This is a genomic window from Streptomyces sp. NPDC005435 (genome assembly GCF_040703155.1).
In the GTDB taxonomy this organism is placed as follows: domain Bacteria; phylum Actinomycetota; class Actinomycetes; order Streptomycetales; family Streptomycetaceae; genus Streptomyces.
Map to the genome: position 1 here is coordinate 315,555 of NZ_JBEXEQ010000001.1, position 26,113 is coordinate 341,667.

At 72.9% G+C, this 26,113-nt stretch carries 21 protein-coding genes and 1 pseudogene; 13 read left to right on the forward strand and 9 right to left on the reverse strand.

From position 1 onward, the window contains the following. Positions 1 to 305 precede the first annotated feature (305 nt). The gene (locus AB0898_RS01495) at positions 306 to 1,871 is read left to right on the forward strand and encodes an LCP family protein (protein WP_366800768.1); all 1,566 of its coding nucleotides are present in this window, start codon (positions 306 to 308) and stop codon (positions 1,869 to 1,871) included. Here the strand turns inward: AB0898_RS01495 and AB0898_RS01500 are convergent. From AB0898_RS01500 to AB0898_RS31840, 3 genes and pseudogenes are all read right to left on the reverse strand, one after another. Next, on the reverse strand, positions 1,861 to 3,078 hold the full coding sequence (locus AB0898_RS01500) for a hypothetical protein (protein ID WP_366800769.1): 1,218 nt from the start codon (positions 3,076 to 3,078) through the stop codon (positions 1,861 to 1,863). The two genes, AB0898_RS01495 and AB0898_RS01500, sit on opposite strands and share 11 nt — an antisense overlap. Positions 3,079 to 3,670: 592 nt before the next feature. Then, positions 3,671 to 4,219, reverse strand: a complete 549-nt coding sequence (locus AB0898_RS31835; protein WP_407078281.1) for a SpoIIE family protein phosphatase — start codon at positions 4,217 to 4,219, stop codon at positions 3,671 to 3,673. Positions 4,220 to 4,282: 63 nt separating this feature from the next. Beyond that, positions 4,283 to 5,155 (reverse strand): annotated as a pseudogene (locus tag AB0898_RS31840) (PP2C family protein-serine/threonine phosphatase); the annotation flags it as partial. 249 nt (positions 5,156 to 5,404) lie between these two features. Here AB0898_RS31840 and AB0898_RS01510 point away from each other — a divergent pair. The 4 genes from AB0898_RS01510 to AB0898_RS01525 all read left to right on the forward strand — a co-directional run bounded on the left by AB0898_RS01510 (position 5,405) and on the right by AB0898_RS01525 (position 7,983). Then, positions 5,405 to 5,881, forward strand: a complete 477-nt coding sequence (locus AB0898_RS01510; RefSeq protein ID WP_366800771.1) for a hypothetical protein — start codon at positions 5,405 to 5,407, stop codon at positions 5,879 to 5,881. Positions 5,882 to 5,981: 100 nt separating this feature from the next. Next, positions 5,982 to 6,935, forward strand: a complete 954-nt coding sequence (locus AB0898_RS01515; protein WP_366800772.1) for a hypothetical protein — start codon at positions 5,982 to 5,984, stop codon at positions 6,933 to 6,935. A 33-nt stretch (positions 6,936 to 6,968) separates the two neighbouring features. Beyond that, on the forward strand, positions 6,969 to 7,397 hold the full coding sequence (locus AB0898_RS01520; RefSeq protein ID WP_366800773.1) for a hypothetical protein: 429 nt from the start codon (positions 6,969 to 6,971) through the stop codon (positions 7,395 to 7,397). Between the two features lie 61 nt (positions 7,398 to 7,458). Continuing rightward, a complete protein-coding gene (locus AB0898_RS01525) occupies positions 7,459 to 7,983 on the forward strand; it encodes a hypothetical protein (protein WP_366800774.1) in 525 nt (174 codons plus the stop codon). Here the strand turns inward: AB0898_RS01525 and AB0898_RS01530 are convergent. Further along, positions 7,943 to 9,328, reverse strand: a complete 1,386-nt coding sequence (locus tag AB0898_RS01530; RefSeq protein ID WP_366800775.1) for a PLP-dependent aminotransferase family protein — start codon at positions 9,326 to 9,328, stop codon at positions 7,943 to 7,945. The two genes, AB0898_RS01525 and AB0898_RS01530, sit on opposite strands and share 41 nt — an antisense overlap. 89 nt (positions 9,329 to 9,417) lie before the next feature. Between AB0898_RS01530 and AB0898_RS01535 the strand changes: the two genes are divergently transcribed. The 6 genes from AB0898_RS01535 (at position 9,418) to AB0898_RS01560 (ending at position 17,961) form a co-directional block, all read left to right on the forward strand. Further along, positions 9,418 to 10,218 (forward strand): alpha/beta fold hydrolase, encoded by an 801-nt coding sequence (locus tag AB0898_RS01535; RefSeq protein ID WP_366800776.1) that lies wholly within the window; start codon positions 9,418 to 9,420, stop codon positions 10,216 to 10,218. Positions 10,219 to 10,263: 45 nt separating this feature from the next. Beyond that, the gene (locus tag AB0898_RS01540; protein WP_366800777.1) at positions 10,264 to 12,198 is read left to right on the forward strand and encodes an FUSC family protein; all 1,935 of its coding nucleotides are present in this window, start codon (positions 10,264 to 10,266) and stop codon (positions 12,196 to 12,198) included. Between the two features lie 434 nt (positions 12,199 to 12,632). After that, entirely contained in the window at positions 12,633 to 14,867 is a 2,235-nt protein-coding gene (locus AB0898_RS01545; protein ID WP_366800778.1) for a VWA domain-containing protein, read from the forward strand. 163 nt (positions 14,868 to 15,030) lie between these two features. Further along, positions 15,031 to 16,746 carry a methionine--tRNA ligase gene (gene metG / locus AB0898_RS01550; protein WP_366800779.1) on the forward strand — a complete coding sequence of 572 codons (1,716 nt, stop codon included), beginning with the start codon at positions 15,031 to 15,033 and terminating at the stop codon, positions 16,744 to 16,746. Positions 16,747 to 16,850: 104 nt separating this feature from the next. Beyond that, positions 16,851 to 17,180 carry a hypothetical protein gene (locus tag AB0898_RS01555; RefSeq protein ID WP_366800780.1) on the forward strand — a complete coding sequence of 110 codons (330 nt, stop codon included), beginning with the start codon at positions 16,851 to 16,853 and terminating at the stop codon, positions 17,178 to 17,180. A gap of 100 nt (positions 17,181 to 17,280) precedes the next feature. Then, entirely contained in the window at positions 17,281 to 17,961 is a 681-nt protein-coding gene (locus tag AB0898_RS01560; RefSeq protein WP_366800781.1) for a nucleotidyl transferase AbiEii/AbiGii toxin family protein, read from the forward strand. Between the two features lie 56 nt (positions 17,962 to 18,017). Here AB0898_RS01560 and aspS read toward each other — a convergent pair whose 3' ends face one another. Continuing rightward, on the reverse strand, positions 18,018 to 19,781 hold the full coding sequence (aspS, locus tag AB0898_RS01565; RefSeq protein ID WP_366800782.1) for an aspartate--tRNA ligase: 1,764 nt from the start codon (positions 19,779 to 19,781) through the stop codon (positions 18,018 to 18,020). A gap of 174 nt (positions 19,782 to 19,955) precedes the next feature. Between aspS and AB0898_RS01570 the strand changes: the two genes are divergently transcribed. Beyond that, a complete protein-coding gene (locus AB0898_RS01570) occupies positions 19,956 to 22,181 on the forward strand; it encodes a SpoIIE family protein phosphatase (RefSeq protein ID WP_366800783.1) in 2,226 nt (741 codons plus the stop codon). On the opposite strand, the gene AB0898_RS01575 is transcribed toward AB0898_RS01570, so the two are convergent. The 3 genes from AB0898_RS01575 to AB0898_RS01585 form a co-directional block, all read right to left on the reverse strand. After that, complete coding sequence (locus AB0898_RS01575) at positions 22,178 to 23,212, reverse strand: AI-2E family transporter (protein ID WP_366800784.1); 1,035 nt, start codon at positions 23,210 to 23,212, stop codon at positions 22,178 to 22,180. The genes AB0898_RS01570 and AB0898_RS01575 overlap by 4 nt on opposite strands. 117 nt (positions 23,213 to 23,329) lie before the next feature. Continuing rightward, positions 23,330 to 23,641 carry a hypothetical protein gene (locus AB0898_RS01580; RefSeq protein ID WP_366800785.1) on the reverse strand — a complete coding sequence of 104 codons (312 nt, stop codon included), beginning with the start codon at positions 23,639 to 23,641 and terminating at the stop codon, positions 23,330 to 23,332. 67 nt (positions 23,642 to 23,708) lie between these two features. After that, positions 23,709 to 24,152, reverse strand: coding sequence for a hypothetical protein (locus AB0898_RS01585; RefSeq protein ID WP_366800786.1), 444 nt, complete (start codon positions 24,150 to 24,152; stop codon positions 23,709 to 23,711). A 386-nt stretch (positions 24,153 to 24,538) separates the two neighbouring features. Between AB0898_RS01585 and AB0898_RS01590 the strand changes: the two genes are divergently transcribed. Continuing rightward, on the forward strand, positions 24,539 to 25,051 hold the full coding sequence (locus tag AB0898_RS01590) for a response regulator transcription factor (RefSeq protein ID WP_366800787.1): 513 nt from the start codon (positions 24,539 to 24,541) through the stop codon (positions 25,049 to 25,051). A 66-nt stretch (positions 25,052 to 25,117) separates the two neighbouring features. Here AB0898_RS01590 and AB0898_RS01595 read toward each other — a convergent pair whose 3' ends face one another. Beyond that, on the reverse strand, positions 25,118 to 26,095 hold the full coding sequence (locus AB0898_RS01595; RefSeq protein ID WP_366800788.1) for a pirin family protein: 978 nt from the start codon (positions 26,093 to 26,095) through the stop codon (positions 25,118 to 25,120). Between the last annotated feature and the right edge of the window lie 18 nt (positions 26,096 to 26,113).

Here is a 26,113-nt window from a genome sequence, read left to right on the forward strand (position 1 = left end):
TTCACGCCGCGACCCGACGCCGTACGCGCGATGACCCAACGCCCGTACGCGCAAGGGGTTTTCAAGCGCCGAAAGAGGAACTCCGAGTAAAACTGTGGCCAAGACCAACCGCGCCTTTCCCAACAAACAGGCCCAATACACCGGTTGTACGGGAGTGGAATATCTCACCGGCGACGGTTGACAGCGAACCGCGCGGCTAGGGTGAGCGCTCCCGGACCGGTGCCGCCCAGCGCGCACCGCTTGACCGGCGATGGGCGATTCTTTCGGTGGCCCCGGGGTCCGGGCCAGGGGTGGGAGGTCACGGGATGACGGCGAACAGCCTGCGTGCGGAGGAGTTCGCGACAGGACCCGCGGACCCGGCGAGTACGGATGCCAGCGGCGGGGTCCGGCGCAAACGCGGGCGCCGCATACTGAAGTGGTCCGCGGCCACCCTCGCACTGCTGGTCATCGGCACCGCGGGCGCGGGCTACGTCTACTACGAGCACCTCAACGGCAACATCAAGAAGGCCCGGCTCAACCTCGGCGACGCCCCCGTGCCGAAGGCCACCCCGAACGCCGAGGGCCAGACCCCGCTGAACATCCTGCTGATCGGCTCCGACAGCCGGAACACGGCCAAGGACCTCAAGCTCGGCGGCTCCAAGGGCGACGTGGGCCGCCCGCCGCTGGCGGACGTGCAGATGCTGCTCCACGTGTCGGCCGACCGCAGCGACATGTCGGTGATCAGCCTGCCCCGCGACACCATGATCCCGATCCCCAAGTGCACCGATCCTGAGACCGACAAGGTGTACCCGGCGCTCTCCCTCTCCATGGCGAACGAGTCGCTCGGCCGGGGCGGCCCCGGCTGCACCGTCGCCACCTGGCAGCAGCTCACCGGCCTGCACATCGACCACTTCATGATGGTCGACTTCTCCGGCGTGGTCGCCATGGCGGACGCCATCGGCGGCGTCCCGGTCTGCGTCAAGGACAACGTCTGGTCGCACACCGCCGAGGGCCACGGCTCCGGCCTGAAGCTGGCGAAGGGCACCCACCCGGTCAAGGGCAAGCAGGCCCTGCAGTGGCTGCGCACCCGCTACGGCTTCGAGGACGGCACCGACATCGGCCGCACCCACGCCCAGCACATGTACATGAACTCGATGGTCCGCCAGCTGCGCGCCAACGCCCGGCTCGGCAACCCCGCCGAGATGCGCAAGCTCGCGGAGGCCGCGACCGACGCGCTCACCGTGGACGACGGGCTGGGCACGGTCAAGAAGCTGTACGACCTGTCGATGGAGCTCCAGAAGGTGCCCACCAAGGGCATCACCATGACCACGCTGCCGACCGTGCAGTGGGCGCAGGACCACAACCGGCTCGTGCCCGCCCCCGGCGACGCCGAACAGCTCATCTCCATGGTCCGCGACGACGACGCGCTGACCGGTCTCGCCGGCAAGAAGCCCCAGCCCGACCCGACCTCCACCGACCCCGCCGCCCCGGCCGCCGCCATCGCCGTACGGGTCCGCAACGGCACCGGCACCGCCCTGGAGGCCCCGGCGCCCCAGCGCGCCACGGCCATCACCCAGCTGCTCCAGGGCAAGGGGTTCACCGGCGCCGCGACCGACGCCACCCCCGCCTCCGAGCCCGACACCGAGGTCCTCTACCCGGGCCCCGACCAGGAGGGCGACGCCCAGGCGGTGGCCGACGCCCTGCGGATCCCGCTGAAGCGGGCCCGGCAGTCGTCCGAGGTCCAGGGTGTGACGCTCGTCGTCGGCGAGGACTGGCGCACCGGGGACACCTTCCCCAAGACCAAGCCGAAGAAGGTCCCGGAGAGCGCCGCCGTGCTGAACGGCGAGAAGGCCGACGCGTGCATGGCGATCCAGCCGGGCTTCACCTGGTGACGTCGTCTGGCTGACGCTCCGCCAGTTTGCGCATCTCCCGCTGTACGTGACCCAGGGCGCCGTCCCTTCGCCCGGGCACTCTCCCCCTCAACTCGGCCAGCGCGGGCCCCAGTTCACGGGCCCGTGCCGGGTCGTCGATCCGGCCCCACTGGTGGTGGGCGCGGTCGGCGGCGGACTCGACGGCGGGGGCGTCCGGCGCCTGGCCGGCGGCGAGCCGCACCCCGGCCACGTCCAGCCAGGCCCGGCAGCTGCGCGCCGGGTCGCCCGCGAACATCGCGAGGTCGGCCCGTACCTCCGCCCAGTGCAGCGCGTCCTCGGAGGCCGGGCCGCGCGCGTGGGCCGCGGCCTGCTGGTGACGGGCGGCCAGCGCGTCCGCCTCCGCGTGCCGGCCCGCCCGCACGGCCGCGGTCAGCTCGGCGTGCGGGTCCCCTCCGGGTCCGGCCGGCACGGGACACGCACCCCTTGCGGCACCTGCCCGCACAGCCGGCCCGGAGTACGCACCCCCCTCGGACCCCTCGGGACGGGACGGCACGGTCGGCCCGTCGGCGGTCAGGCCGACGGGCAGGTCGCCCGCCGGGCGGGGCGGGGCGGTGAGCACCAGGTTCGTGGGCAGCTCGTCCGCGATCCGGTCGAGCGCCGCCCGGTGCAGCTCCGCGAGCGGCGGCCGGTGCCCGCTGCGCAGCAGGGTGGCGACGGCCTTCATGTACGTGGGCTGCGCGATTCCTCTCCGGGCGCCCGCCGGCGCGATCCGGCCGTACACCTCGGTCGTACGCCCCGAGTCCAGCGGCCGGCCGAGCAACCGGTCCCAGGTCTCGGCGTCCGCGTGCAGATCGGCGACGATCGTGGTGGCCCCGGCCGGGCGCAGCCGCAGCTCCTCCCCGATCCAGTGCCAGGGCAGCGCGGTGTAGCGGACGGTGGGCGCCGTGGTGCGGGCCAGCGCGAGATGGGGCAGGTGCTGGCGGCGGTCGAGGTGCAGCTGCCCGGTGACGTACACGGTCAGTGGTCCGGGCGCGGCCGCGGCGGCGCGCAGCCTCGTCAGTACGGCCTGCGGGTCCAGCGGGTCGGCCAGCTCCACCACGTTCGCGGTCTCGGTACCGGACAGCACGTTCGGCGCGACGGCCGCCAGTATCGGCAGCACCCCGGCCGCGTCCACCCTCCGCCCCCGCCCCAGCGGCGCGGCCGCGATCAGCAGCACGGTACCGGCCATCACGCCTCCCCAGTTCGGAACACCCTGCCAGCCAGCACGGTAACCGGTGGGGCAGAGGGGCACGCCGGGGACGCCTAAGGTCGTCCCTCCGGGGGTGGGGGTTCCCGTACGGGGTGGAGGGGGAGGCGGGGGTTCCCCTGCGGGGTGGAGGGGGACGTGGGGTGCTCCCCTGCGGGGCGGAGGAGGACTCGGGGGGTTCCCCTACGGGGCGGAGCGGGACGCGGGGGTTCCCCTACGGGACGGAGGAGGACGCGGAGTGCTCCCCTACGGGACGGAGAGAGACGCAGGGGGTTCCCCTACGGGACGGAGAGGGACGCGGGGATTCCCGTACGGGGCGGAGGAGAACGCAGGATGCTCCCCTACGGGACGGAGAGAGACGGGTGTTTCCCCTACGGGACGGAGGAGGACGCGGGATGCTCCCCTACGGGGCGGAGGGAGACGCGGGGTGCTCCCCTAAGGGGCGGGCAGCGTCCCCGGTGCGGCGGGGCCGCCCTTCCGCGACCCCGGCGGGAGACGTACGCGGAACCGCGACCGCCCCCGACGCGGGACGCCCGGAGGGCACGACGGCACGGATGCGCGTCCCCCGCCCGGACTACCGGGACGCCTCCCGCAGCCGCCGTACCGCGAACACGGTGGTGTCGTCGCCGAGCCGCCCCCGGGTATGCCGCAGCACCCCGTCCCGCACGGTCCGCACCAACTGATCCGGCGCGGCCCGCCCCGGCTCACTGGCGACGGCCCGCTCCAGCTCACGCACGAGGGCGTAGAACTCACCACGCCGGTCACGCGCCTCGGTGACACCGTCGGTGACGACGAGAAGGGTCTCGTCGTAGCGGAGGCGGCTGCGGGAGGAGGGCGACGGTCCGGGGTCGCCAGCCCGTTCCCCACCCAGCCTCCCAGCCGACCCGCCGCCCGGATCTCCAACCGGACCACCCGCCGCACCGCCTACCGGACCACCTCCCGCACCTCCGGCCGAGCCGCCGGCGACATCGGGGCCCGGGGCGCAGGGTGGGGCATCGGCCGGGCCACCTACCGCGCCCCCAGCCGCACCGCCAGGCAGATCACCCACCGAACCACCGCCGGCATCGGAACCCGGGACGCGAGGCGGGGCGCCAGCCAGGCCACCAGGCAGGTCGGCTCCCATGCCATCGGCCGAGCCACCGGCCAGGTCACCCGCCGAGCCACCCGCCAGGTCCCCCACCGCCCCACCCGCCAGGTCCAAGTTGCCGAATCCGATCGGGAGGCGTTCCGTGCCCGGGAGGGGGCGGACTCCGTGGGGGCCGACGGCCAGGGGGGCCTCGTGGCCGAAGTTGATCACTTCGACCGTGTCGCCGTCGGGGTCCGGGAAGCCGAGGAGGACGGCCGTGGCGAACCGCTCGCCGTCGTAGCGGCCGAGCGCGGCGGTGTGGCCGCGGTGGCGGTACATACGGGTCTCCAGCCGGTCGGCGACGGTCGCGAGGTCGGGCTCGTGGTACGCCGCCTCGCGGAACGTGCCGAGCAGCGCCGCCGCCGTCTCCACCGCGCCGAGCCCCTTGCCCTGCACGTCGCCGACAAGGACGCGGGTGCCGTGCGGACCCGGCTGAATGTCGTAGAAGTCGCCGCCCACCCGCGCGTCGGTGTCGGCGGCGAGGTACACCCCCGCGTGCTCGAGCCCGGCCCACCCCGGCGGCAGCGGCCGCAGCACCGTACGGCGCGTCGTCTCCGCGATGTCCCGCATGTGCCCCTCGCGCCGCTCCCGGCGGGCCCGCGCCTCGGCGGCGACGACGGCCAGCGCGCCGCCGAGCGCGACCAGCACGAAGTCGGCGTTCCCGGCCCGGTACTGGTCCGGGTACACCGTGTCGACGGCGACGTACGTGACCAGCGACAGCAGGGCGAACACCACGGTCGTCCCCACCCCGCACAGCGCGGCGGCGATGCTGGGCACCAGGACGATCCAGGAGACCACCCGGAACCGTTCCCCGGTCAGCAGATCCACCGCCGCGATGGCCATGAGCAGCAGCAACGGCACCAGCCACGACACGTCGCACCCGCCGGGCCGGAGCCACTCCCGCTGCCGCTTCCGGCGGTCGATCCGGTCCACGAGGCCCTCTCCGTCACGAACCCGTCTGCGTCAGGGCGGCCGGGCACTCCGTGGCCGTCGGCCCGTGTACCTGAGCCCGTGTACTTCAGCCCGTGCCCTTCAGCGAAACACGCACGCACGCCACGCGCATCCGGGCACCGGGCCGCCCGACTTGCCGGGCCGCCGCCCCCGGTGTGATCTGGAGGATGGGGCGACACCAGGTGACGTCACGCGATGTCAGGCGCGATGTCAGACGAGAGGAGCGCTCTCATGGCTCACGCGGCACCCGCATCCGGCGCGCGGACCGGCGGCACCCGTACCTCCGGCAAGGGCGGCCGGTTCCGCACCGGTCCGACGCCCGACGTGTTCGACGCCCGCGCCCACCGGATGCTCAGAGTCGTCGTACCCGTCCTGCTCGCGCTGATCTACGGCTACTGGGCGGCCGCCAACCGCCGCTCCGGCGGCCCCATCACCGGCTGGAACCTGCTCTTCGGGTTCCTCACGGCGCTCGTCTTCGCGGTGGTGCTCATCGCGCTGCTGAGCGTGGCACCCCGGCTGCCCCGCGAGCTGCACGCGGCCGCCTGGACGGTGTTCATCGGCTGCTCGTTCGGCTTCCTCTACGCCCAGACCGGCGACTCGATCTACCGCTCGGTGGGGAACTCGATCGCGGTCGCGGTGGTGACGTTCATCGTGTTCTTCTACCGCTTCTACACCCGCGAGGACGCCGCCGGACACCGCGTCCACTGACCCCGCGCCGCTGAACCCCGGGCGAGGGCGGCCCGTACGGATTCCCCCGTACGGGCCGCCCCCGCTCGCGCCCCGCCCCCGCCACCCCTTGCCTGGAAGGGTGTCCCCTCGTTTCCGGAGCGTCGTGTCGGCCGCGCTGATCGCGCTGGCCTGCCTCCTCGTGCCGTTCGGCGCGACGGGGGCCTGGGCGGCGTACACGCTCACCGACACGGGCCGCTACGTCACCACCATGGCCCCGCTCGCCGCCGACCCGTACGTGCGCGAGGCCATCGCGGACGCGGTCGGGGACGGCATCCTGCGCGAGGCGGACGAGCGCATGGACATGAGCCCGGTACGCGGCTCGGTACGGCCCTTCGTCCGCGACGCGGTCCGCTCCTTCACCCGCACCCGCGCCTTCCGGCTGGCCTGGGACACCGGCAACCGGATCACCCACGACGCGGTGCTGCGCGCGCTGCGCGACGAGGACCCGGCCGTGGGGGCGCCCGGCGCCGCCGTCACCGTCGATCTCGCCCCCGTCACCGCCCGGGTCAAGCAGCAGCTCACCCTCGACCACGTCCCGCTCGCCGCCCGCATCCCGGTCCAGCACACCGTCGTCCCCGTGCTCCCGGCGGGCGACCTGACCAGGTTCCGCAAGGGGTACCACATGCTGGAAGTCGCCGGTTTCTGGCTGCCGGTGGCGGCGGCCGTGCTCGCCACGGCCGGGATCGCCCTCGCCGTCCACCGCCGCCGCGCCATCGTCGCGACCTCCCTCGGCACCGCCCTCGGCGGCGCCGTCCTCGCCCTCGCCCTCACCGTCGGCCGCGCCCTCACCCTGGCCGACCTCCCGCCCGACGTCCCCCACCCGGTCGCCGCCGCCGTCTACGACACCCTCACCGCCACCCTCCGCACGGTCTCCTGGCTCCTGCTGACCCTCGGCGTGACGGTGGCCCTGACCACCTGGCTGACCCGCCGCCGGGCGCGCCCGGAGGAACCCCGCAAGCCCGAGGAGAAGCGCAAGAACCGGCCACCCAGCTCCCCGGACCAGGTCCAGGAGGACGGCCGCGCGCAAGTCTGAACAGGCCCCGTACACGCGCTGTAGCGTGGCCGCATGCGGTACTTGACGGAGTCGTTCCTTCTCGGGGCCCTGCGACGGGGCCGGGGGGTCGAGCAGTTCCTCGGGCCGTGCGGCCCGGTGGAGCGGCCCGGCGTGCGCCATGTCGAGGTGCGTCCGAAGAAGGCGTCCTACGACGTCGTCCTCCACACCGTCGAGGACGCCGGGCACGAGGGCTTCATGGAACTGGTCGAGTTTCCCCCGCTCGACCCCGACGACGAGGCCAACGAGTTCGGCCGCCTCCTGGGCACGACCGAGGACCCCTCGGCCGCCCTGGCCCTCGCCGAACAGCACACCGGGGCCGAACGGGACCGCTGGGTCAACGCGAGCCTGGCCGACGCCGAGTACGGCGACTTCGTATGCGCCGGACGCCCGTGGGACGCGCGCCCGGACGGGCGGCCGTGGCCGGCCGCGCCGGACGCGTAGGGGTGGTGCGGGGCCGACCGGTCCCCGGGGCTTGTCCGTGCCCGGGTCCAGCGTGCGCCCCATGAGGCACTGGATGAACGGACCCCTCGGCTGGATACACGGCCGCCCGGTGGGCGAGGAGGAGACCAACGTCGTCTTCTTCCGCGGCATCTCCCTGGACACGCTCACCCGCGGCCTGCTGGACCAGCACCACCGGCCCCGCGCGTACGCCAAGGGCGACGACTGGTGCGTCCTGACGCACGACATGCCCGCCTGGGACTGCGCCGACACCGACGACCACGACGGCGCCCACTACACCGCCCTCTGCCCGCCCGGCGCCGAACTCGCGGTCTTCATCACCGAACCGTGCGGCGTGAAGGCCCACGGCCCGACCTTCGAGTACTACCGCGACACCCGCCTCCACACCGCCCTCAGCTTCGAGTCCCCCGCCGACGGAGTGGGCCACGCCCCGGACTTCCTCCTCCCAGCCCTCACCGAAGCCGGCCTGACCGGCCCCCTCTCGGAGGCCGACCGGCACGACCACGAGGAACGGACAGTGGAGGCGATCACCCGTTTCCTGGGGCTTCCCGAGCTGGAAGTGCCGTAGCGGGCCCCGCATCCGCGAGCTCCGCCAACACCCCCAGTGCCCGGGCGAGTTCCCCCTCCGGCACCGAGCCCAGACCGAGCCGTACCGCGTCCGGGGTGAGCGTCGGGGACGCGGCGAAGGCGGTGCCCGGGGTGATCGCGACGCCCCGGGCGCGGGCCGCTGCCGTGAAGGTGTCCGCGCGCCAGGGGGTGGGGAGGGGCCACCAGGTGAAGTACGAGGTCGGGGCGGTGAGGAGGGGGAAGCCGGACAGGGCTTTGGTGGTGAGGAGTTGGCGGTGGCGGGCGTCGGCGCGTTTGGCTGCCGTAAGGCGGTCCACCGTGCCGTCGGTGATCCATCGGACCGCCGCCTCCAGGGCGAGCGAACTCGCGCTCCAGCCGCCGGACCGTACCGCCCGTGCCAACTCCGCGGCCCGCGCGGGCGGTACGGCGGAGAACCCCACGGTGAGGCCCGGGGCGACCCGCTTGGACAGGCTGTCGACGACGTGGCCGAGGGCGGGGAGGAGGGCCGAGAACGGTGGCTCGTCGTCCTCGTGGAGGAAGGACCACACGCGGTCCTCCACTACCGGTATCTCCAAGTCCCTTAGCGTCTCCGCCAGTTCAGACCTCCGCTCCGCGTCCAGCGTTCGCGACGTCGGGTTGTGCAGCGTCGGCTGGAGGTAGAGCGCCGACAGGGGAGCCGAGCGGTGGGCGGCCGCGAGGGGTGCGGGGAGGGGGCCGCGTTCGTCCGTGGCCAGGGGGACGAGCGTGGCACCCAGGCGCGCGGCCACCTCTCTCACCAGCGGATATGTCAGCGGCTCGACGCCGATCCGGCCGCCGGGGCGGACCAGGGAGGCGAGGGTCGCGGCGAGGGCCTGGCGGGCGTTGCCGGTGAAGACGATTCCGTCGGGGTCCGGGGAGCCCGACAGTGCGGCGAAGACCTCCCGCGCCGCTTCCGTCCCCGCGGCGGGCGCGGGCAGCCGCAGCGCCTCGGACAGGGCCTCGGGGCGCAGGAGTTCGGTGAGGACGGGGGCCAGCAGCTCCGACTGGCCTTCCACGAAGGGGTAGTTCAGCTCCAGGTTCACCGTCGCGGGAGCGCACGACGTCTCCGTCAGCGCGTGCCCCGGCTGTGCGTCCGGCGCCGTGGCGCGGACGAAGGTGCCCCGGCCGACCTCGCCCACCACCAGTCCCCGGCGGGCGAGTTCGCCGTACACCCGCTCCGCCGTGGACGCGGCGATGCCGTGCCGCCGGGCGAACGCCCGTTGCGGGGGCAGCCGTTGGCCGGTCCGCAGGCGGCCGCGCGCGATGTCGGCGGCGATCCGGTCGGCGATGCGCCGGTAGTCGTCCGCGCTTCCCCTCGTACCGTCCACAACTCACCCTCTCCGGCCAGGCGTTCACATTGCACCGAGGGCAAAGATTTCATTGCACCGAGCCGGACGCGACTCCTAGGGTCGGCCCCATGCCCCCCTTCCTCGCATACGACGACAAAGGCCCGGAAAACGGCCGCCTCCCCCTGCTCCTCGTCCACGGCCACCCCTTCGACCGCACGATGTGGGCCCCGCAGCTCGCGGAGTTCTCCGCCGGGCGCCGGGTGATCGCCCCCGACCTGCGCGGCTACGGCGCCTCCCCGGTGACCCCCGGCACGGTCACCCTCTCCCGCCACGCCCGTGACATCGAGAGCCTGCTCGACCATCTCGGCGTGAGCACCTTCGTGCTCGCCGGGCTCTCGATGGGCGGCCAGATCGCGATGGAGTGCGCGGGGCGGTTCGGTGCCCGCGTGCAGGGGCTCGTCCTCGCGGACACCTTCCCCGAGCCGGAGACCCCGGACGGCGTACGGGCCCGGCACGCCATGGCCGCCCGGCTGCTCGCGGAGGGGATGCCCGGGTACGCCGACGAGGTGCTGGAGCGGATGGTCGCGCCGTACGCCGAGCCGGAGGTCAAGGCGCACGTGCGCCGCATGATGACCGGCACCGACCCCGAGGGCGCCGCCGCCTCCCTGCGCGGCCGCGCCGCCCGCCCCGACTACCGGCCCCTGCTCGCCGGCCTCACCACGCCCACCCTGGTGATCACCGGCGCCGACGACACGTACACACCGGTCGCGGACGCGGAGGCGACGCACGCCACCCTGGCGGACGCCCGGCTGCACGTCGTCCCCGGCGCGGCCCATCTGCCGAACCTGGAGCGGCCGGAGGAGTTCAACCGGGTGCTCGGCGCGTTCCTGGCGGAAGTGGGCGCGCAGGCAGCGGAAGCGGACGCGTAGCCGGAGGACCGGGGCCTCATCGGGCGAAGCGACCATAATGGGCGCATGTCCCGAGAGTTCCCGATCGGCCTCACCCCTCCCGACTGGCTGGTACGGAACCTCCGCGCACAGCCCGCACCGGTCAACTGGGCCGCCGTCGCCCGGGCCTCCGTCGCGCTGGCGCTGCCCCTGGCTATCGGGTTCGCGCTCGGCTACCCCGCGTACGGCGCGCTCGCCTCCATGGGCGCGCTCAACGGCGTCATCGGCGACACCGCCGACGCCTACCGGATGCGCGTCATCACCATCGCCGTACCCCAGCTCACCGGCGCCGTCGGCGTCATCCTCGGCACGCTCGCCTTCGGGCAGGGCTGGGTGGCGGTCGGCGTCGTCACCGGTGTCGCGCTGGTCTCCGGAATGATCTCGACCATCGGCACGGTGGCCTCCGTGTCGGGGCTGCTGCTCCTGCTCAACTGCGTCGTCGGCGCGGGCCTGCCGCTGCCCCGCCCCTGGTGGCTGGCGCCGGTGCTGATGACCGGCGGCGGACTGCTGGTCCTGGCGCTCGCCCTGCTCGCCTGGCCGCTGCGCGCCGGAGTGCCCGAACGCGGCGCCGTCGCCCTCGCCTACCGCAAGGTCGCCGACCTGCTGGCCGCCTGCGGCGGACCCCCCGAGCGGTACGTCGCCGCCCGCTTCGACGTCACCCGCGCGCTGAACCAGGCGTACGACGTCCTCGTCGGCCACCGCGCCCTGCACCACGCACGCAGCCCGGAACTCACCCGGCTCATCGCCCAGTTGAACGCCGTCACCCCGGTCATCGAGGCGGCGCCCGCCGTCGACCTCACCGGCAAACGGCTGCCGCCGGAGATCCCGGAGACGCTGCGCCGCCTGGCCGGCGACGTGGCGGCGGGCCGCACCGGCGCGCTGACACTGCCCGCCCTGCCGCCGCCGACCACGGAGACCGCCCGCGCCGTCGACCACGCGCTGCGGCACACCGCCGAGGTGGTCGCCGCCCCGCACGTGGACCCGCTCGGGGTGGACGACCACGCCGTACCGCTGCGCGCCCGCACCGCGCGGGCCACGCGCAACGTCGTCCTGTCCGCCAACTCCTGGCGCTACGGCCTGCGTCTGGCCCTGTGCATCGGCATCGCGCAGGCGCTGGTGTCCCTGGTGCCCGTACCGCGCTCGTACTGGGTCGCCCTGACCATCACCTTCGTCCTCAAGCCCGACTTCGGCTCGGTGTTCTCCCGCGCGCTGCTGCGGGCGCTCGGCACGGTGGTGGGGCTGGTGCTCGCGGCGGCGGTGCTGGCCGAGGTGCCGCTCGGCTGGTGGGACGTCCCGGTGATGATGGTGCTGGCCCCGCTGGTCCCGGCCCTCACCCCGCGCGGCTACGGCTACCAAACCGCCGCCATCACCCCCGTGATCCTGCTCCTCTCCGACATCCTCAACCACCAGGGCGTCCATCTGCTCCTGCCCCGGCTCCTGGACTCCCTGATGGGCTGCGGAATCGCGCTCGTCGCCGGGTATCTGCTGTGGCCGGAGAGCTGGCACAGCCGGGTGGGCGACCGGCTGGCGGACGCGGTGGCCGACACGGCGGCGTACGTCGAGGCGGCGTTCGGCGCGGGTACGGCGCCCGCCGCCCGCACCCGGATGCGGCGCCGGCTGTACCGCGACATGTCCACCATCCGGACCGAGTTCCAGCGCGCCCTGACCGAACCGCCGCCCACGGGACGCCGTGCGGCGGCCTGGTGGCCGCTGGTGGTGGCGGTGGAACGCATCGTCGACGCGACGACGGCGGCCCGGGTCCGCGTCCGCCACGGCGCGGCTCCGCCCGCCCCCGCCGAGGTCCAGCACGTGGCCCGCCAACTCCGTGAACTGGCCGAATCCGTACGGCGGACCGACACCCTCACCGCCGTCCGCACCGACCTCACCGGCCCCTCCGACAGCGTCCTGGAGCCGCTGCGCCAAGAGGTCGCCGCCGCCCGCGCGATCGCGACACCCCACTGACGACACCCCGGGTGCGGCCGGAACCCATGCCTCGGGGCCGCTAACCTTACGTGTCCGTCCTGGCCAGCGATCGGCATCAACTCACGCGAAGGGTTGCGCATATGGGCATTCTCACTCTCCTGAGGAACGCGTTCGGCCGCCGCAAGGAGCGCCCCACCGACCCGGAGAATGCGCCCACCGTCCCGGAACCCCGCGAACACGAGCTGGTCTCGGCGGCGTTCGACGACGTAACAGTCCCGAGGCAGGTGCCTCCGGCGGCTGAACGGGAGTCGACGGGGGCGCCGGTTGCGGCTGCGGCTGAGCCGGGCGAGGTTGAGGCCACGGAGACGTCGGCTACGGCCGGGCCGGGTGAGGTTGAGACCGCCAAGGCGACGGTTTCCGCTGAGCGGGACGAGGTTGAGACCGCTGAGACGACGGCTGCCGCTGATACGACGGTGACGGCTGAGCCGGAGGCCGCCGAGGCGTCGGTGGTTGCGGAGGAGTCGAACGACCGCGAGGCCACGGAGACGACGGCCGCAGCTGAGCCGGGCGGGGCGGAGGCTGCCGAGGCGTCGGCTACGGCCGAGCTGGGCAAGCCGGAGGCCGCCGAGGCGTCGGTGGCTGCGGCGGAGCCGAGCGCCCCCGAGGCCACGGATACGACGGCCGCGCCTGAGCAGGACGAGACGGAGACCGCCGAAGCGGCGATTACGGCCGAGCCGAGCGAGACCGAGGCCGCCGAGACGTCGATCGCTGCGGCGGAGTCGAACGCCCCCGAGGCCACGGATACGACGGCCGCGCCTGAGCAGGACGAGACGGAGACCGCCGAAGCGGCGATTACGGCCGAGCCGAGCGAGATCGAGGCCGCCGAGGCGTCGGTGGCTGCGGCGGAGCCGAACGCCCCCGAGGCCACGGAGACGACGCCGGCGCCTGAGCGGGACGAGGCGGCGGTGGTCGCGGCGGAGTCGAGCGAGGCCGAGGTCGCTGAGCAGCGGGCCGAGACCGAGGGAACGGCTCCGGCCGAGGAGAGCGAGCCGGAGACCACCGAGGCTGCCGCCGAGGTCGCGGAGGCGGCCGCTCCGGCCGAGCCCGAGGTGCCCGAGCAGCGGACGGAGCCGGAGGCCGCCGAGGTCGCTGAGCCGCAGACGGAGACCGAGGCGGCGACACCGGAGACCACCGAGCAGCAGGCCGAGCCCGAGATCTCCGAGGCCACGGCCCAGGTTCCCGCGCAGCGCACGGAGATCGAGGCGAGCGAACTCGACATCACGGCGGTGTCCGAGACCGCCGAGCCGCCGGCCGACACGGAAGCCCAGCCGGCCGAACCGACGCCCGAGCCCACGAACCCGGTGACGCCGGCGGCGGAAACCACCCGGGCCCCCGAGCCGGAGACGCAGCCGAGGCCCACCCCGGAGGCGCAGTCGGAGCCGGCCCCTGCCGAGGCGACAACTACCCCCGAAGCCACCACCGCTGAGCCGAAGCCCGCCCAGGACACGCAGCCGGAGCAAGCTCCCGAGGCGCAGCCCGAGCCCACCCCGAAGCCGCAGCCCGCCCCCGCCGAAGCGACCGCTGCCCCCGAAGCCCCCACCACTGAGCCCGCCCAGGACGCGCAGCCCGAGCAAGCTCCCGAGGCGCAGCCGGAACCGGCCCCGGAGCCGCAGGCCGCCCCCGCCGAGGCCACCACGGCATCCGAAGCCCCCACCGCTGAGCCGGAGCAAGCTCCCGAGGCGCAGTCGGAGCCCACCCCGGAGACGCAGCCCGCCCCCGCCGCTGAGCCCGAGCCCGCCCAGGACACGCAGCCCGAGCCCGCCGAAGAGCCGCACCCCACCCCGGCCGAGGCCACCACGACCCCCGAAGCCCCTACCCCCGCCGAGGCCACCCCGGCACCCGAGGCCAACACCGAACCCGCGGCCACCCCCGCCCCGGAAGCCACCCCCTCCGCACCCGAGGCCGCCGACGGCGAGAACGCCCCCCAGGGGCCACCCGCACCCGACGACGAAAGCCGCACGGGTGGTGCGGGTGGGAACGAGACCGCCGCCGAGGGCGAAGCCGAGGCGGAACCGGCCCCGCACCCCACCTCCGCCGACGACACCCCCGCCGCCACCGCCCTCGCAAAAGCCGACCTCGCCAACACCCCCGCGAAGACGTACCTCGTCCTGGACCGCTCCGCGAGCATGCGCCCGTACTACAAGGACGGCTCGGCCCAGGCCCTGGCCGACCAGACCCTCGCCCTCGCAGCGGAGCTGGACAAGACAGGCCCCACCGTCCACGTCGTCTTCTTCTCCACGGAAGTGGACGGCACCACGGACCTCACCCCCGACACCACCGACACCGTCGACGACATGCACGCCACCCTCGGCCGCATGGGCCGTACCAGCTACCACGCCGCCGTGGAAGCCGTACTCGCCCACTACGACCAGCACCACACCCCCGCCGACAAGGCCCTGGTGATCTTCCAGACGGACGGCGCCCCGGACGCGAAGACCCCCGCCACCCAGGCCCTGACGAACGCCGCGAAGACCCACCCGAACGTCTTCTTCTCCTTCGTCGCCTTCGGTGAGCACGACAACAAGGCCTTCGACTACCTCCGCAAGCTGAAGACCCCGAACACGTCCTTCTTCCACGCGGGCCCCACCCCCCGCGAGCTGACGGACGCCGAGCTGTACGAGGGCGTACTCGCAGGCTGGCGCCCGTAGGAAACCCGTAGGAAACCCGTAGGGAACCCCGTAGGGGACCCCCACAGCCCGGAGACCCCCGTATGCCGCCCGCGTCCACCCCGTAAAACGGGAGGCGGGCGGCATACACACGTCGGCTACGATTTCAAGGTTCGTACCCGTAGCGACCTGGGAGCAGCCCCCGATGGCTCGACACCTCATCACCAGCGCCCTTCCGTACATCAACGGGATCAAGCACCTGGGCAACATGGTGGGGTCCATGCTCCCGGCGGACGTGTACTCCCGGTACCTCCGCCAGCGCGACCACGAGGTCCTGTACATCTGCGCGACCGACGAGCACGGCACGCCGGCCGAGCTGGCCGCGAAGGAGCTGGGCCTGCCGGTGGACGCGTTCTGCGCGCAGGCGCACGACGCGCAGAAGGCGGTCTACGACGGCTTCGCGCTGGCCTTCGACTACTTCGGCCGCAGCTCCTCCGCCGAGAACCGGGACATCACCCAGCACTTCGCGCGGAAGCTGAACGAGAACGGGTTCATCGAGGAGCGGGCGATCCGCCAGGTGTACTCGCCGGCCGACGGCCGCTTCCTGCCGGACCGCTACGTGGAGGGCACCTGCCCGCACTGCGGCTACGACAAGGCCCGCGGCGACCAGTGCGAGAACTGCACCCGCGTGCTGGACCCGACGGACCTGATCAACCCGCGCTCGGCGATCTCCGGCTCCACGGAGCTGGAGGTCCGCGAGACCAAGCACCTGTTCCTCCTTCAGTCCAAGCTCCAGCACGAGGTCGAGGAGTGGGTGGCCCGGCACGAGCAGGACTGGCCGCAGCTGGCGTCCTCCATCGCCCGCAAGTGGCTGACCGAGGGCCTGCACGACCGCGCGATCACCCGTGACCTGGACTGGGGCGTGCCGGTCCCGGCGGACACGTGGCCGGAGCTGGCGGCCGAGGGCAAGGTCTTCTACGTCTGGTTCGACGCCCCGATCGAGTACATCGGCGCGACGAAGGAGTGGGCGGACCAGGACCCGGAGAACCGGGACTGGAAGTCGTGGTGGTACGAGGCCGACGACACCGTCCGCTACACGCAGTTCATGGCGAAGGACAACGTCCCGTTCCACACGGTGATGTTCCCGGCGACCGAGCTGGGCGTGCGCGAGCCGTGGAAGAAGGTCGACTACGTCAAGGCGTTCAACTGGCTGACGTACTACGGCGGCAAGTTCTCCACCTCGCAGAAGCGGGGCGTCTTCACCGACCAGGCCCTGGACATCCTGCCCGCGGACTACTGGCGCTACTTCCTGATCGCCAACGCCCCCGAGTCGGACGACTCGTCCTTCACGTGGGAGCACTTCACCGCGACGGTGAACAAGGACCTGGCGGACACGCTGGGCAACTTCGTCAACCGCGTGCTGTCCTTCTCCCGCAAGCGCTTCGGCGACGAGGTCCCGGCGGGCGGCGAGCCCGGCGAGGCGGAGGCGCGCCTGGGCGAGGAGATCGCCGGGCTGCTCGCGGAGTACGAGACCCAGATGGAGGCGCTCCAGTTCCGCAAGGCGGCCGCCGCCCTGCGCGCCCTGTGGTCGGCCGGCAACTCCTACCTGGAGGAGAAGGCCCCCTGGCTGGAGATCAAGACCGACAAGGACGGCGCGGCCCTCACCCTGCGCACCGCGATGAACCTGATCCACCTCTACGCGGTGGTCTCGGAACCCTTCATCCCGGCGACCTCGGCGGCAATGCGCGCGGCCTTCGCCCTCCCGGACGACACGGCGACCTGGATCACCCAGGAAGAGGCCAAGTCCCTCACCACGGTCCCGGCGGGCACCCCCTTCACCGTCCCCCCGGTCCTCTTCGCCAAGCTGACGGACGAGGACCTGGAGACGTACAAGGAGCGCTTCGGCGGCACGGAGGCGTAACACCACTCGGGCGCACACGGGTCCGCAGAGGTCACACGACCCCTGCGGACCCGTGCCCGTTTCCCCTCCACCCTCCCCGCGCCGCTGTCCGGCAGCCTGCGTCCGTGGAAGAACTCATAGGCACCCAGAAGCCGACGCACAGAATCCCTGACCCGGCCCAGGCGATCGCCACACTGGAAGGCGTTGTCCCCGGGCTGGTGGCCCTCCGGCGGGAGGAGCCGGCCGTTTTCGGCTGGGAGGCGGCCGAGGTAGCCGTCGGTACGCGGCTGCCGTCCGACTTCAAGGCGCTCGCCGAGTGGTACCCGGCGTTCGAGCTGGACGACTTCCTGGGTGTCTTCGTTCCCCGGCCCGGAGAGTGGCTCGACCTCGCTCCCACGGTCACCCGTGCGGAAGAGCTGATCACCACGGCCCCCGAGGACGCGCCCAGGGGATGAAATCCCGGACCCGAGCCGAGCCCCGGAGGGTGAGGGCGGGCTCGGTCTGGGAAGGTTCAGGCTGTCCGAGCAGCGCAGGAACCGTCCCCTTGGTCAGGCTGTGAATCTTCCCGAGCCGCACCGTCGTCTCCTCGCCGATGTCGTCACCGCGGGGGCCCCGTACGGGCTCGTGCTGGCCGGAGGGTATGCCCTGCAGGCGTACGGGGTCGTGCGGCGGGGGCACGGGAATCTGGACTTCGCGACGGAGAGCGGGACGGGGATGGAAGAGATCGCCCGGGGGCTCGCGGGGGCGCTGGAGGTGCGGGGGCGCGGTGCGCGGGTGCGGGATGTCGGTTCGTTCACCGCGCAGCTCACCGTCACCGATCCGCCGAGCGGGGACGACGTGGAGCTGGCGCTGCACAAGGAGGCGCTGTGGGAGCCGCCCGAGCTGACGGAGTACGGGCCCGCGCTGTCGCTGGAGGACGCCGTCGGGACCAAGATCCGGGCGCTGTACGACCGGGGCGCCGCCGTCGATCTCGTGGACGCCCGGGCCGCCGCCGAGCGGTTCTCGTTGCCGGAGCTGGAGGAGCTGGGGCGGCGGCACGCGTACGACGCGTTCGACCTGCCCACGCTGCAGGCGCGGCTGACGGGGACCGACTTCTATCCGGACGGTGACTTCACACGGTACGGGCTCGGCCGGCAGGACGTGTCCGGCCTGCGGGCCTGGGCCCAGCACTGGTCCGACGACATCGGTGAACGGCTCCTGGAGGACGGCGCCGATCCGGATCAGGAGAGCGAGTAGCAAACGGAAACGGCCCGGCTCCCTGAGGAGCCGGGCCGTCCCGCACGCACCGCCGACTACTTCGGCTGCGGCTTCCTGATGTTCAGGTGCAGCTCGCGCAGCCGGGACTCGTCCAGCTCGGTCGGCGCGCCCATCATGAGGTCCTGGGCGTTGCCGTTGAGCGGGAAGGCGATCGTCTCGCGGATGTTGGGCTCGTCCGCGAGGAGCATGACGATGCGGTCGACGCCGGGGGCGATGCCGCCGTGCGGCGGGGCGCCGAAGCGGAACGCGCGAAGCATGCCGGCGAACTTGTCCTCGACGGTGTCACGGTCGTAGCCCGCGATCTCGAAGGCCTTGAGCATGATCTCCGGCTCGTGGTTCCGGATCGCGCCGGAGGACAGCTCGACGCCGTTGCAGACGATGTCGTACTGCCAGCCCAGGATGGACAGCGGGTCCTGGTTCTCCAGGGCCTCCAGACCGCCCTGCGGCATCGAGAACGGGTTGTGGGAGAAGTCGATCTTCCCCGTCTCCTCGTCCTTCTCGTACATCGGGAAGTCGACGATCCAGCAGAAGCGGAAGACGCCGTCCTCGAACTGGCCCGCGCGCTTGGCCGCCTCGACCCGCACCGCGCCCATGATCTTGGAGACCTCGTCGAACTCGCCCGCGCCGAAGAACACCGCGTGGCCGGGGGCCAGCGACAGACGCTTGGTCAGCTCGGCGACGTTCTCCTCGGTGAGGAACTTCGCGATGGGACCGGTCAGCGAACCGTCCTCGCCGACGCGGACCCAGGCCAGGCCCTGCGCGCCCTGCGAGACGGCGAACTCGCCGAGCCCGTCGAAGAACTTGCGGCTCTGGCCCGCGACGTCCGGCACCGCGAGGGCGCGCACGTGCTTGCCCGCGAACGCCTTGAACGCCGAGCCCTCGAAGACGTCGGTGATGTCGACGAGCTCCAGCTTGGCGCGCAGGTCCGGCTTGTCGGAGCCGTACTTGAGCATCGCCTCGCGGAACGGGATGCGCGGGAACGGCGAGGTGACGTGACGCCCGCCGCCGAACTCCTCGAACAGCTCGGTCATGAGCTTCTCGATCGGCTGGAAGATGTCCTCCTGCTCGACGAAGCTCATCTCGACGTCGAGCTGGTAGAACTCGCCCGGCGAGCGGTCGGCGCGCGCGTCCTCGTCGCGGAAGCAGGGCGCGATCTGGAAGTACCGGTCGAAGCCGGAGATCATCAGCAGCTGCTTGAACTGCTGCGGCGCCTGCGGCAGGGCGTAGAAGCGGCCCGCGTGGACGCGCGAGGGCACGACGTAGTCGCGGGCGCCCTCGGGGGAGGTGGCGGACAGGATCGGCGTCGCCATCTCGTTGAAGCCCATCGCGGACATCTTCTGGCGCATGGCGGAGATGACCGCCGTACGCAGCATGATGTTGCGGTGCATCCGCTCCCGGCGCAGGTCCAGGAAGCGGTACTCCAGGCGCCGCTCCTCGTTCACGCCGTCCTCGGCGTTGATCGTGAAGGGCAGCGGGGCGGCAGCGCCCAGCAGCTCGACCTCCGCGACCTCGACCTCGATCTCGCCGGTGGGCAGCTCGGGGTTCACGTTCTCGGTTCCACGTGAAACAACGCGGCCGTCGATGCGGACCGTGGACTCCTTGGAGATGGAGTCCAGGGCCTCGTACGCGGGGGTACCGGGGCGGGCGACCAGCTGCGTGATGCCGTAGTGGTCACGCAGATCGATGAAGAGGATGCCGCCCAGGTCGCGACGATTGTGCAGCCAGCCACTGAGCCGGACGTCGGTGCCGACGTCAGAGGCGCGGAGCTGGCCGCAGGTGTGGGACCTGTACCGATGCATCGTCGTTCATCGTCCTTCGCTCTTCGGGGTACCGAGATTGCTCTCTCTCGGCTGTGTACGGGCACGGGGCCCGGACCCGTCAAGGGTACCGGGCAGGCCAAGATCGGCTCCCCACCATTACCGTTCGCCGATCCACGGTGGCAGCCCAGGGTCACCTCTTCTTAAAGTGGGGCAATGCGCACAGGCGAGCCGCTTCCGTCCACGGGGGACATCCTCGCCGCCCTCGCGACCGGGCTGTGGCACTGGGACACGGCGACGGAACTGGTCACCGTGGACGCGGAGGCGGCACGGCTGCTCGGGCTCCCCGCGCGCCCCACCACCCTCACCGAGGCCCAGGCCCGCGCCCGGCTGCACCCCGCCGACTGGAACGAGATCACCGGGGTGGTGCCCCTCGCGGTGGCCGAGGGCACGCTGGCCGAGGTGCGCATCCGGATCATCGACGGGCAGGGGCACGTCCTGCGGGTCGTACGCAGCCGCTCCAAGCCGTCGTACGACCGCGAGCGGCGCGCGTACGAGCTGATCGGCACGCTCCAGGAGGTCACCGAGCCCGCGCCGGGCACGTCCTCGGCGCGCAGCGCGGTCACCGGGGACTGGCGGCGCTCGCGCGAGGCGTTCCTGCTGGACGCGGGGCGGGCGCTGGCGGAGGCGCGCTCCACGGAGGAGGTGCTGCGGGTCGCGGCCGGCCTGTCGATGCCGGGGTTCTCACCGGACGGCCTCGCGGTGTTCGGGGTGGAGGGCGAGCGGCTGACGATCATCGGCCACCACGGCTACGCGCCCGGCGACGACGGCCCCTTCACCCATATGCCGCTGAGCACGAACTATCCCGCCGCCGAGGTCGTCCGCACCGGCCGCGCCGTCTATCTCTCCTCGCCCGGCGACTACCGCGACCGCTACCCGGCCGCCTGGCCGCTGGCCGAGCGCTTCGGGCGCCGCTCGTGGGCGTTCCTGCCGCTGACGGCGGGCGGCCACACGATGGGCGCCTGGATGGCGGCGTTCAGCCATCCGGTGGCGTTCACCCCGGACGAGCGGGCCGTGCTGACGACGGTGGCCCGCATGCTCGCGCAGGCGCTGTCCCGGGCGAGCGCCGCCGAGACCCAGCGGGAGCTGACCGAGGGCCTGCAGCGCTCCATGCTGCCCTCGCTGATCGCCGGGATACCCGGCATGAACGTGGCCGCCCGCTACATACCGACCGGCGGCGGCCTCCAGGTCGGCGGCGACTGGTACGACATGATCCCGCTGCCCGGCGGCGCCACCGGGAGCGGCACCGGCGCCGGCCGGTTCGCGCTGGTCATCGGGGACGTGCAGGGGCACGACGTACGGGCGGCGGGGCTGATGGGCCAGCTGCGCATCGCCCTGCGCGCGTACGCCGCCGAGGGGCACCGCCCGGACGCCGTGCTCTCGCGCGCCTCCCGCTTCCTGCACGGCATCACGCACGACGAGGACCTGGCCCAGCTGCGCTTCGCGACCTGTCTGTACGCGGAGGCCGACCCGGCGACGGGCCGGCTGGAGGTCGCCCGCGCCGGGCATCCGGACCCGGTGATCCGGATGGCGGACGGCACGGTGATGACCCGGCCGACGGCGGGCGGGCCGCCGCTGGGCGTCGATCCGGACGCCGACTATCCGACGACCCGGTTCAGCCTGGAGCCGGGCGAGACGATGATGCTGTGCACCGACGGGCTGATCGAGACCGGCGGCCACGACATGGAGAGCGGCTGGCGGCGCGTGCGGGCCATCCTGGAGGAGCACGGCGTCCCGGACACCGACCGCGAGCGCGGTCTCGAGGAGCTGGCGGACGCACTGGTGCAGGGCGTGCACGGGCCGTCCTCCCACCACACGACGGGCCCGCTGACCGACCGCCGCGAGGACGACATCGCGGTCCTGCTGCTGTACCGGGGCGGGGAGCCGGAGCGCGAGGAGGCGGCCCGCACCCGGGTGCGCAGCACGCTGCTCTCGGTCGCGCAGGACGAGCCCGAGCGGATCGCGGAGGCCCGGCAGTATCTGCGCGAGCTGCTGCACGACTGGGCCTCGCCGGACCAGGTGGACTCGGCGGTCCTGCTGCTCTCCGAGCTGGTCACCAACGTCCTGGTGCACACCGACGCCGACGCGCTGCTGCTCGCCGAGGTCTTCGGGCCGAGCGGGGCGCGGCGGCTGCGGGTGCAGGTCACCGACACCGGCGACGATCTGCCGCACAAGCGCCGCCCGGGCGAGCTGGCCTCCTCGGGCCGCGGCCTGATGCTGATCGAGCTGCTGGCCGACGCCTGGGGGGTCGAGCCGCAGGGCAAGGGCAAGAGCATCTGGTTCGAGCTGTACGAGAAGGACGGGGAGGGCGGGGCGGACGGGGCGGACGGGGAGGGCGGGGACGAGGTGGCCGTGGAGTGGGGCCTGACGGACACGCCCTAGGACGGGTCGCCGTACCGGGTCCGCAGCTCGCCCACGACGCCGAAGAACGCCGCCGTGAGGGGTACGGCCAGGAGCATGCCGAGGATGCCGGCGACCGAGGCTCCGGCGGTGATCGTCAGCATCACCACGGCCGGGTGCATCTGGACGGTACGGCTCTGGATGGCCGGCTGGAGGACGTGCCCCTCCAGGACCTGCACGGCGAGGACGACGCCGAGTGCCCACAGGGCGATGACGAAGCCCCGGTCCGCGAGCGCGACCAGGACGGCGACGGCGCCGGAGAGGAAGGCGCCGAGGTAGGGGATGTACGCGCTGACGAAGACGAGCGCGCCGAGCCCCACCGCGCCGGGCACGCGCAGGATCAGCAGGCCGATGGTGATGCAGACGGCGTCGATGAGCGCGATGAGCGTCGTGCCGCGCATGAACCCCTCGACCGCCTCGAAGGCCCGGCGGGCCATGGCCTCCAGCAGGTCGGCGGTGTCGCCGGGGGCGAGGGAGCGCAGGGCTTTGAGGGCGCGGTCGGAGTCGCGCAGGAAGAAGAAGACGAGGAGCAGCGCGAGGACGGCGATGGCGATGGACTCGCCGACGATGCTGACCCCGCTGATGACGTTGGACACCGCCGTCCCGCCGAACTTCTCCAGGAGCTTGCGGGAGTTGGCGGCGAGGTCGTCCAGTCCGGTCCCGGCGGCCCCGAAGTGCCGGGCGACCGCCTTGGCGGCGTCCCGCAGCGAGGCGAGGATCTGGTCGCCGGTGTCCACGAGGGCGGCGACGACGATGTAGACGGCGCCCCCGACCACGGCGACGACCGCCACACAGGTGAGAGCCGCTGCGAGGCCGGCATTCAGCTTGGCCCGGATCATCCAGCGGTACAGGGGCCCGAGCAGCGCGGTGCCCAGCAGGGCGAGCAGGACGGGTACGACCGCCGTCCGCAGCTCACCGCACAGCCGGATCCCCACCCAGCCGACCCCGGCGACGAGCAGCAGCACGGCACACCAGGCCGCGAAGCGGCGGACGGGGTCGGGCAGCAGGTGCACTCCCCCAGCGGATCACGACGCCCGGCACCGGGCCCGCCGTACGCTGCCGCACGGGTGAGGAGGACCGCGCGAAGGCGTGGGCGCCTTCGCGCGGCCGTGACGACGCTCAGCCGTGGTTCAGCCGTGGTTCAGCCAGAACACGCCACCGGACGCGGTCAGCAGAACCAGCGCGAACACGCCTCCCACGCCCGGAGAGCGCCGCTTCACGGCACTCCACGCCCCCATCGCGACCGCCGGGAGCCAGCCGCAGAAATAGAGGGTCCAGCCGATCCGGTCACCGGAGGCGGACCGGAAGACGTAGAAGGAGAGGAAGGCGAGGCAGACGAAGACCGCGGGGGAGCCCCACAGGTTGTCCGCGATCACCTGGTCCCGCGGCTTCTTCGGCGGCTCGGCCGTGCCGGACGTGACCGGCGGTTCTGGCTGGGACATCGTGCGCACTCCTTGTCGTCCACTCTCCTCCCGGCTCTCCGCGGGGCCGGCCCCGCGGCGGCCGGCGTCAGGAGATGATCTGGTGGGCCAGCCAGTTGACCAGCTCGGTGATGACGTAGTCCGGGGACCCCTTGATGGCCCACTTGACCGGGTTGAAGTTGGACAGCCCGTTGACCCACTTCGAGAAGGCCGCGCTGCCCTTCTTGGCCGACTTGACCGCGGACTTGAACAGGGCGGGGCTCTTCTTCAGCAGCGTCTTGAGGGCGCTGAGCTTGCCCAGCGCGACCCGCTCGCCCTCGGCCCGGGCCTCGGCCTCGCTGCCGAGCTCGACGTCCGGGTAGTACTCGACGCTGTTGCCGTCCCCGTCGTCCAGGACGACCGGGGCCGGGACCTCCGCCACCGCGGCGACCGGGGCCACGCGCGAGGTGGCGGCCGAGGCGAGGGGCGTACCGAGGCCCATCACGACGGCTACCGCAGCGGTCGAGGCAACAATGCGTAATCTCTTGTCCATGAACGCCTCCACGGGGCCCGTGGCCCCGTCACGTGTCTACAGTGGGAGGCCCCGCAGCCACAGTCGGCGGTCTCGTTCCGGTACCAGCGGGACGAGGCCGCTTCGCCGTGCGGCGCGGAGCCATCGACGAGTCTGGCGCCTCGACGCGCCGCCGGCATCCTCCAACTGACCCCCGTCACACAGCCCCTGACCGAAAGGGCATGCCCGGCACCGGCGTACGCACACCCGCGTGCCGACCGTGTGGCGAGAAGTGATCACCCCCGGGCCCCGCCGCACGCCCAGGCCCTAGTCTTCGCTTGACCGCTTAACAGCCGCAGACAGCGACAACTGGGGGAACAGTGACGCGTGTTGCGATCGTGATGGACGACCTGTTACCGCGTACCCGATTGCAGACACAGTTGCGGCGCGCGGGCGGCTTCGACGTGACGGTGGTTCCGCGCGTCCGGCCGGCCCCGCCGCTTCTCGCGCACATCGAGGCCGACGTCCTCGTCGTCGACCTCCGGCCCGCCCACGGCCCGGCACCCGTGTCCGAGCCCCCCGTCCCCACGCTTCTCCCCGCCCTTCCCGTCTGCGCGTACGTCCAGCGGAACGCGGACGTACGGCTCCTCGGGCGCGGTGTCTCGCGGTTCCTGTACTGCGACACGCCGCCCGCCGAGCTCGTGACGACGCTGCGGGACCTCGCGGGGAGACGGGAGAGTCCGGCCCGGCTCCCCCTGTCGCCACGGGAACGGGAGGTGCTGGAGCTGGTGGGGCGGGGGCTGACGAACACGGAGATAGCCCAGGCGCTCCATCTGAGCCCCACGACGGTGAAGAGCCACATCAGCACCATCCTCCGCAAGCTGGGGGTGTCCAACCGCATCCAGGCGGCCACCCTGTTCGCGGTGCGGGCGGCCGCGTGACACGCCGCCGCCCGGCAGACTCCGTTGTCTGCCGGGCGGCGGGGTCTCACGAGCGGGAGGGGCGGCTCAGGCCTCCGGGCCCGCCTCCGTCATGCCGTGGACCGCGGGGACCGTGCCGAGGCGGCCCTTCTGGAAGTCCTCGAAGGCCTGCATGAGCTGTTCCTTGGTGTTCATGACGAACGGGCCGTAGTGGGCCATGGGCTCGCGGATGGGCTGTCCGCCGAGGAGGACGACCTCCAGGTCGGGGGTGTGGGCGTCCTGCTTCTCGTCGGCGCGGACGGTCAGCGAGGAGCCGGTGCCGAAGACGGCGGTCTGGCCGGTGTGGACCGGACGGCGCTCGGCGCCGACCGAGCCGCGGCCGGCGAGCACGTACGCCAGACCGTTGAAGTCCTCGCGCCAGGGCAGCGTGATCTCGGCACCCGGCGCCAGGGTCGCGTGCACCATGACGATCGGGGTGTGCGTGATCCCGGGGCCCTCGTGGCCGTCCAGCTCACCGGCGATGACCCGCAGCAGCGCGCCCCCGTCCGGGGAGGTGAGCAGCTGCACGCTCCCCGCGCGGATGTCCTGGTAGCGCGGGGCCATCATCTTGTCCTTGGCCGGCAGGTTCACCCACAGCTGGAGCCCGTGGAAGAGACCGCCCGAGACGACCAGGTGCTCCGGCGGAGCCTCGATGTGCAGCAGACCGGAGCCCGCCGTCATCCACTGGGTGTCGCCGTTGGTGATGGTGCCGCCACCGCCGTTGGAGTCCTGGTGGTCGAAGACGCCGTCGATGATGTACGTCACGGTCTCGAAGCCGCGGTGCGGGTGCCAGGGGGTGCCCTTGGGCTCGCCCGGCGCGTACTCCACCTCACCCATCTGGTCCATCATGATGAACGGGTCGAGGTGGCGGTAGTTGATGCCGGCGAACGCCCGGCGCACCGGGAAGCCCTCGCCTTCGAAACCGCTCGGAGCGGTCGTGACGGCCAGCACGGGACGCGCCACGGCGTCGGCGGGAGCGGTCACACGGGGCAGCGTCAACGGGTTCTCGACGGTCACTGCGGGCATGGTCGGTACCTCCTTGTG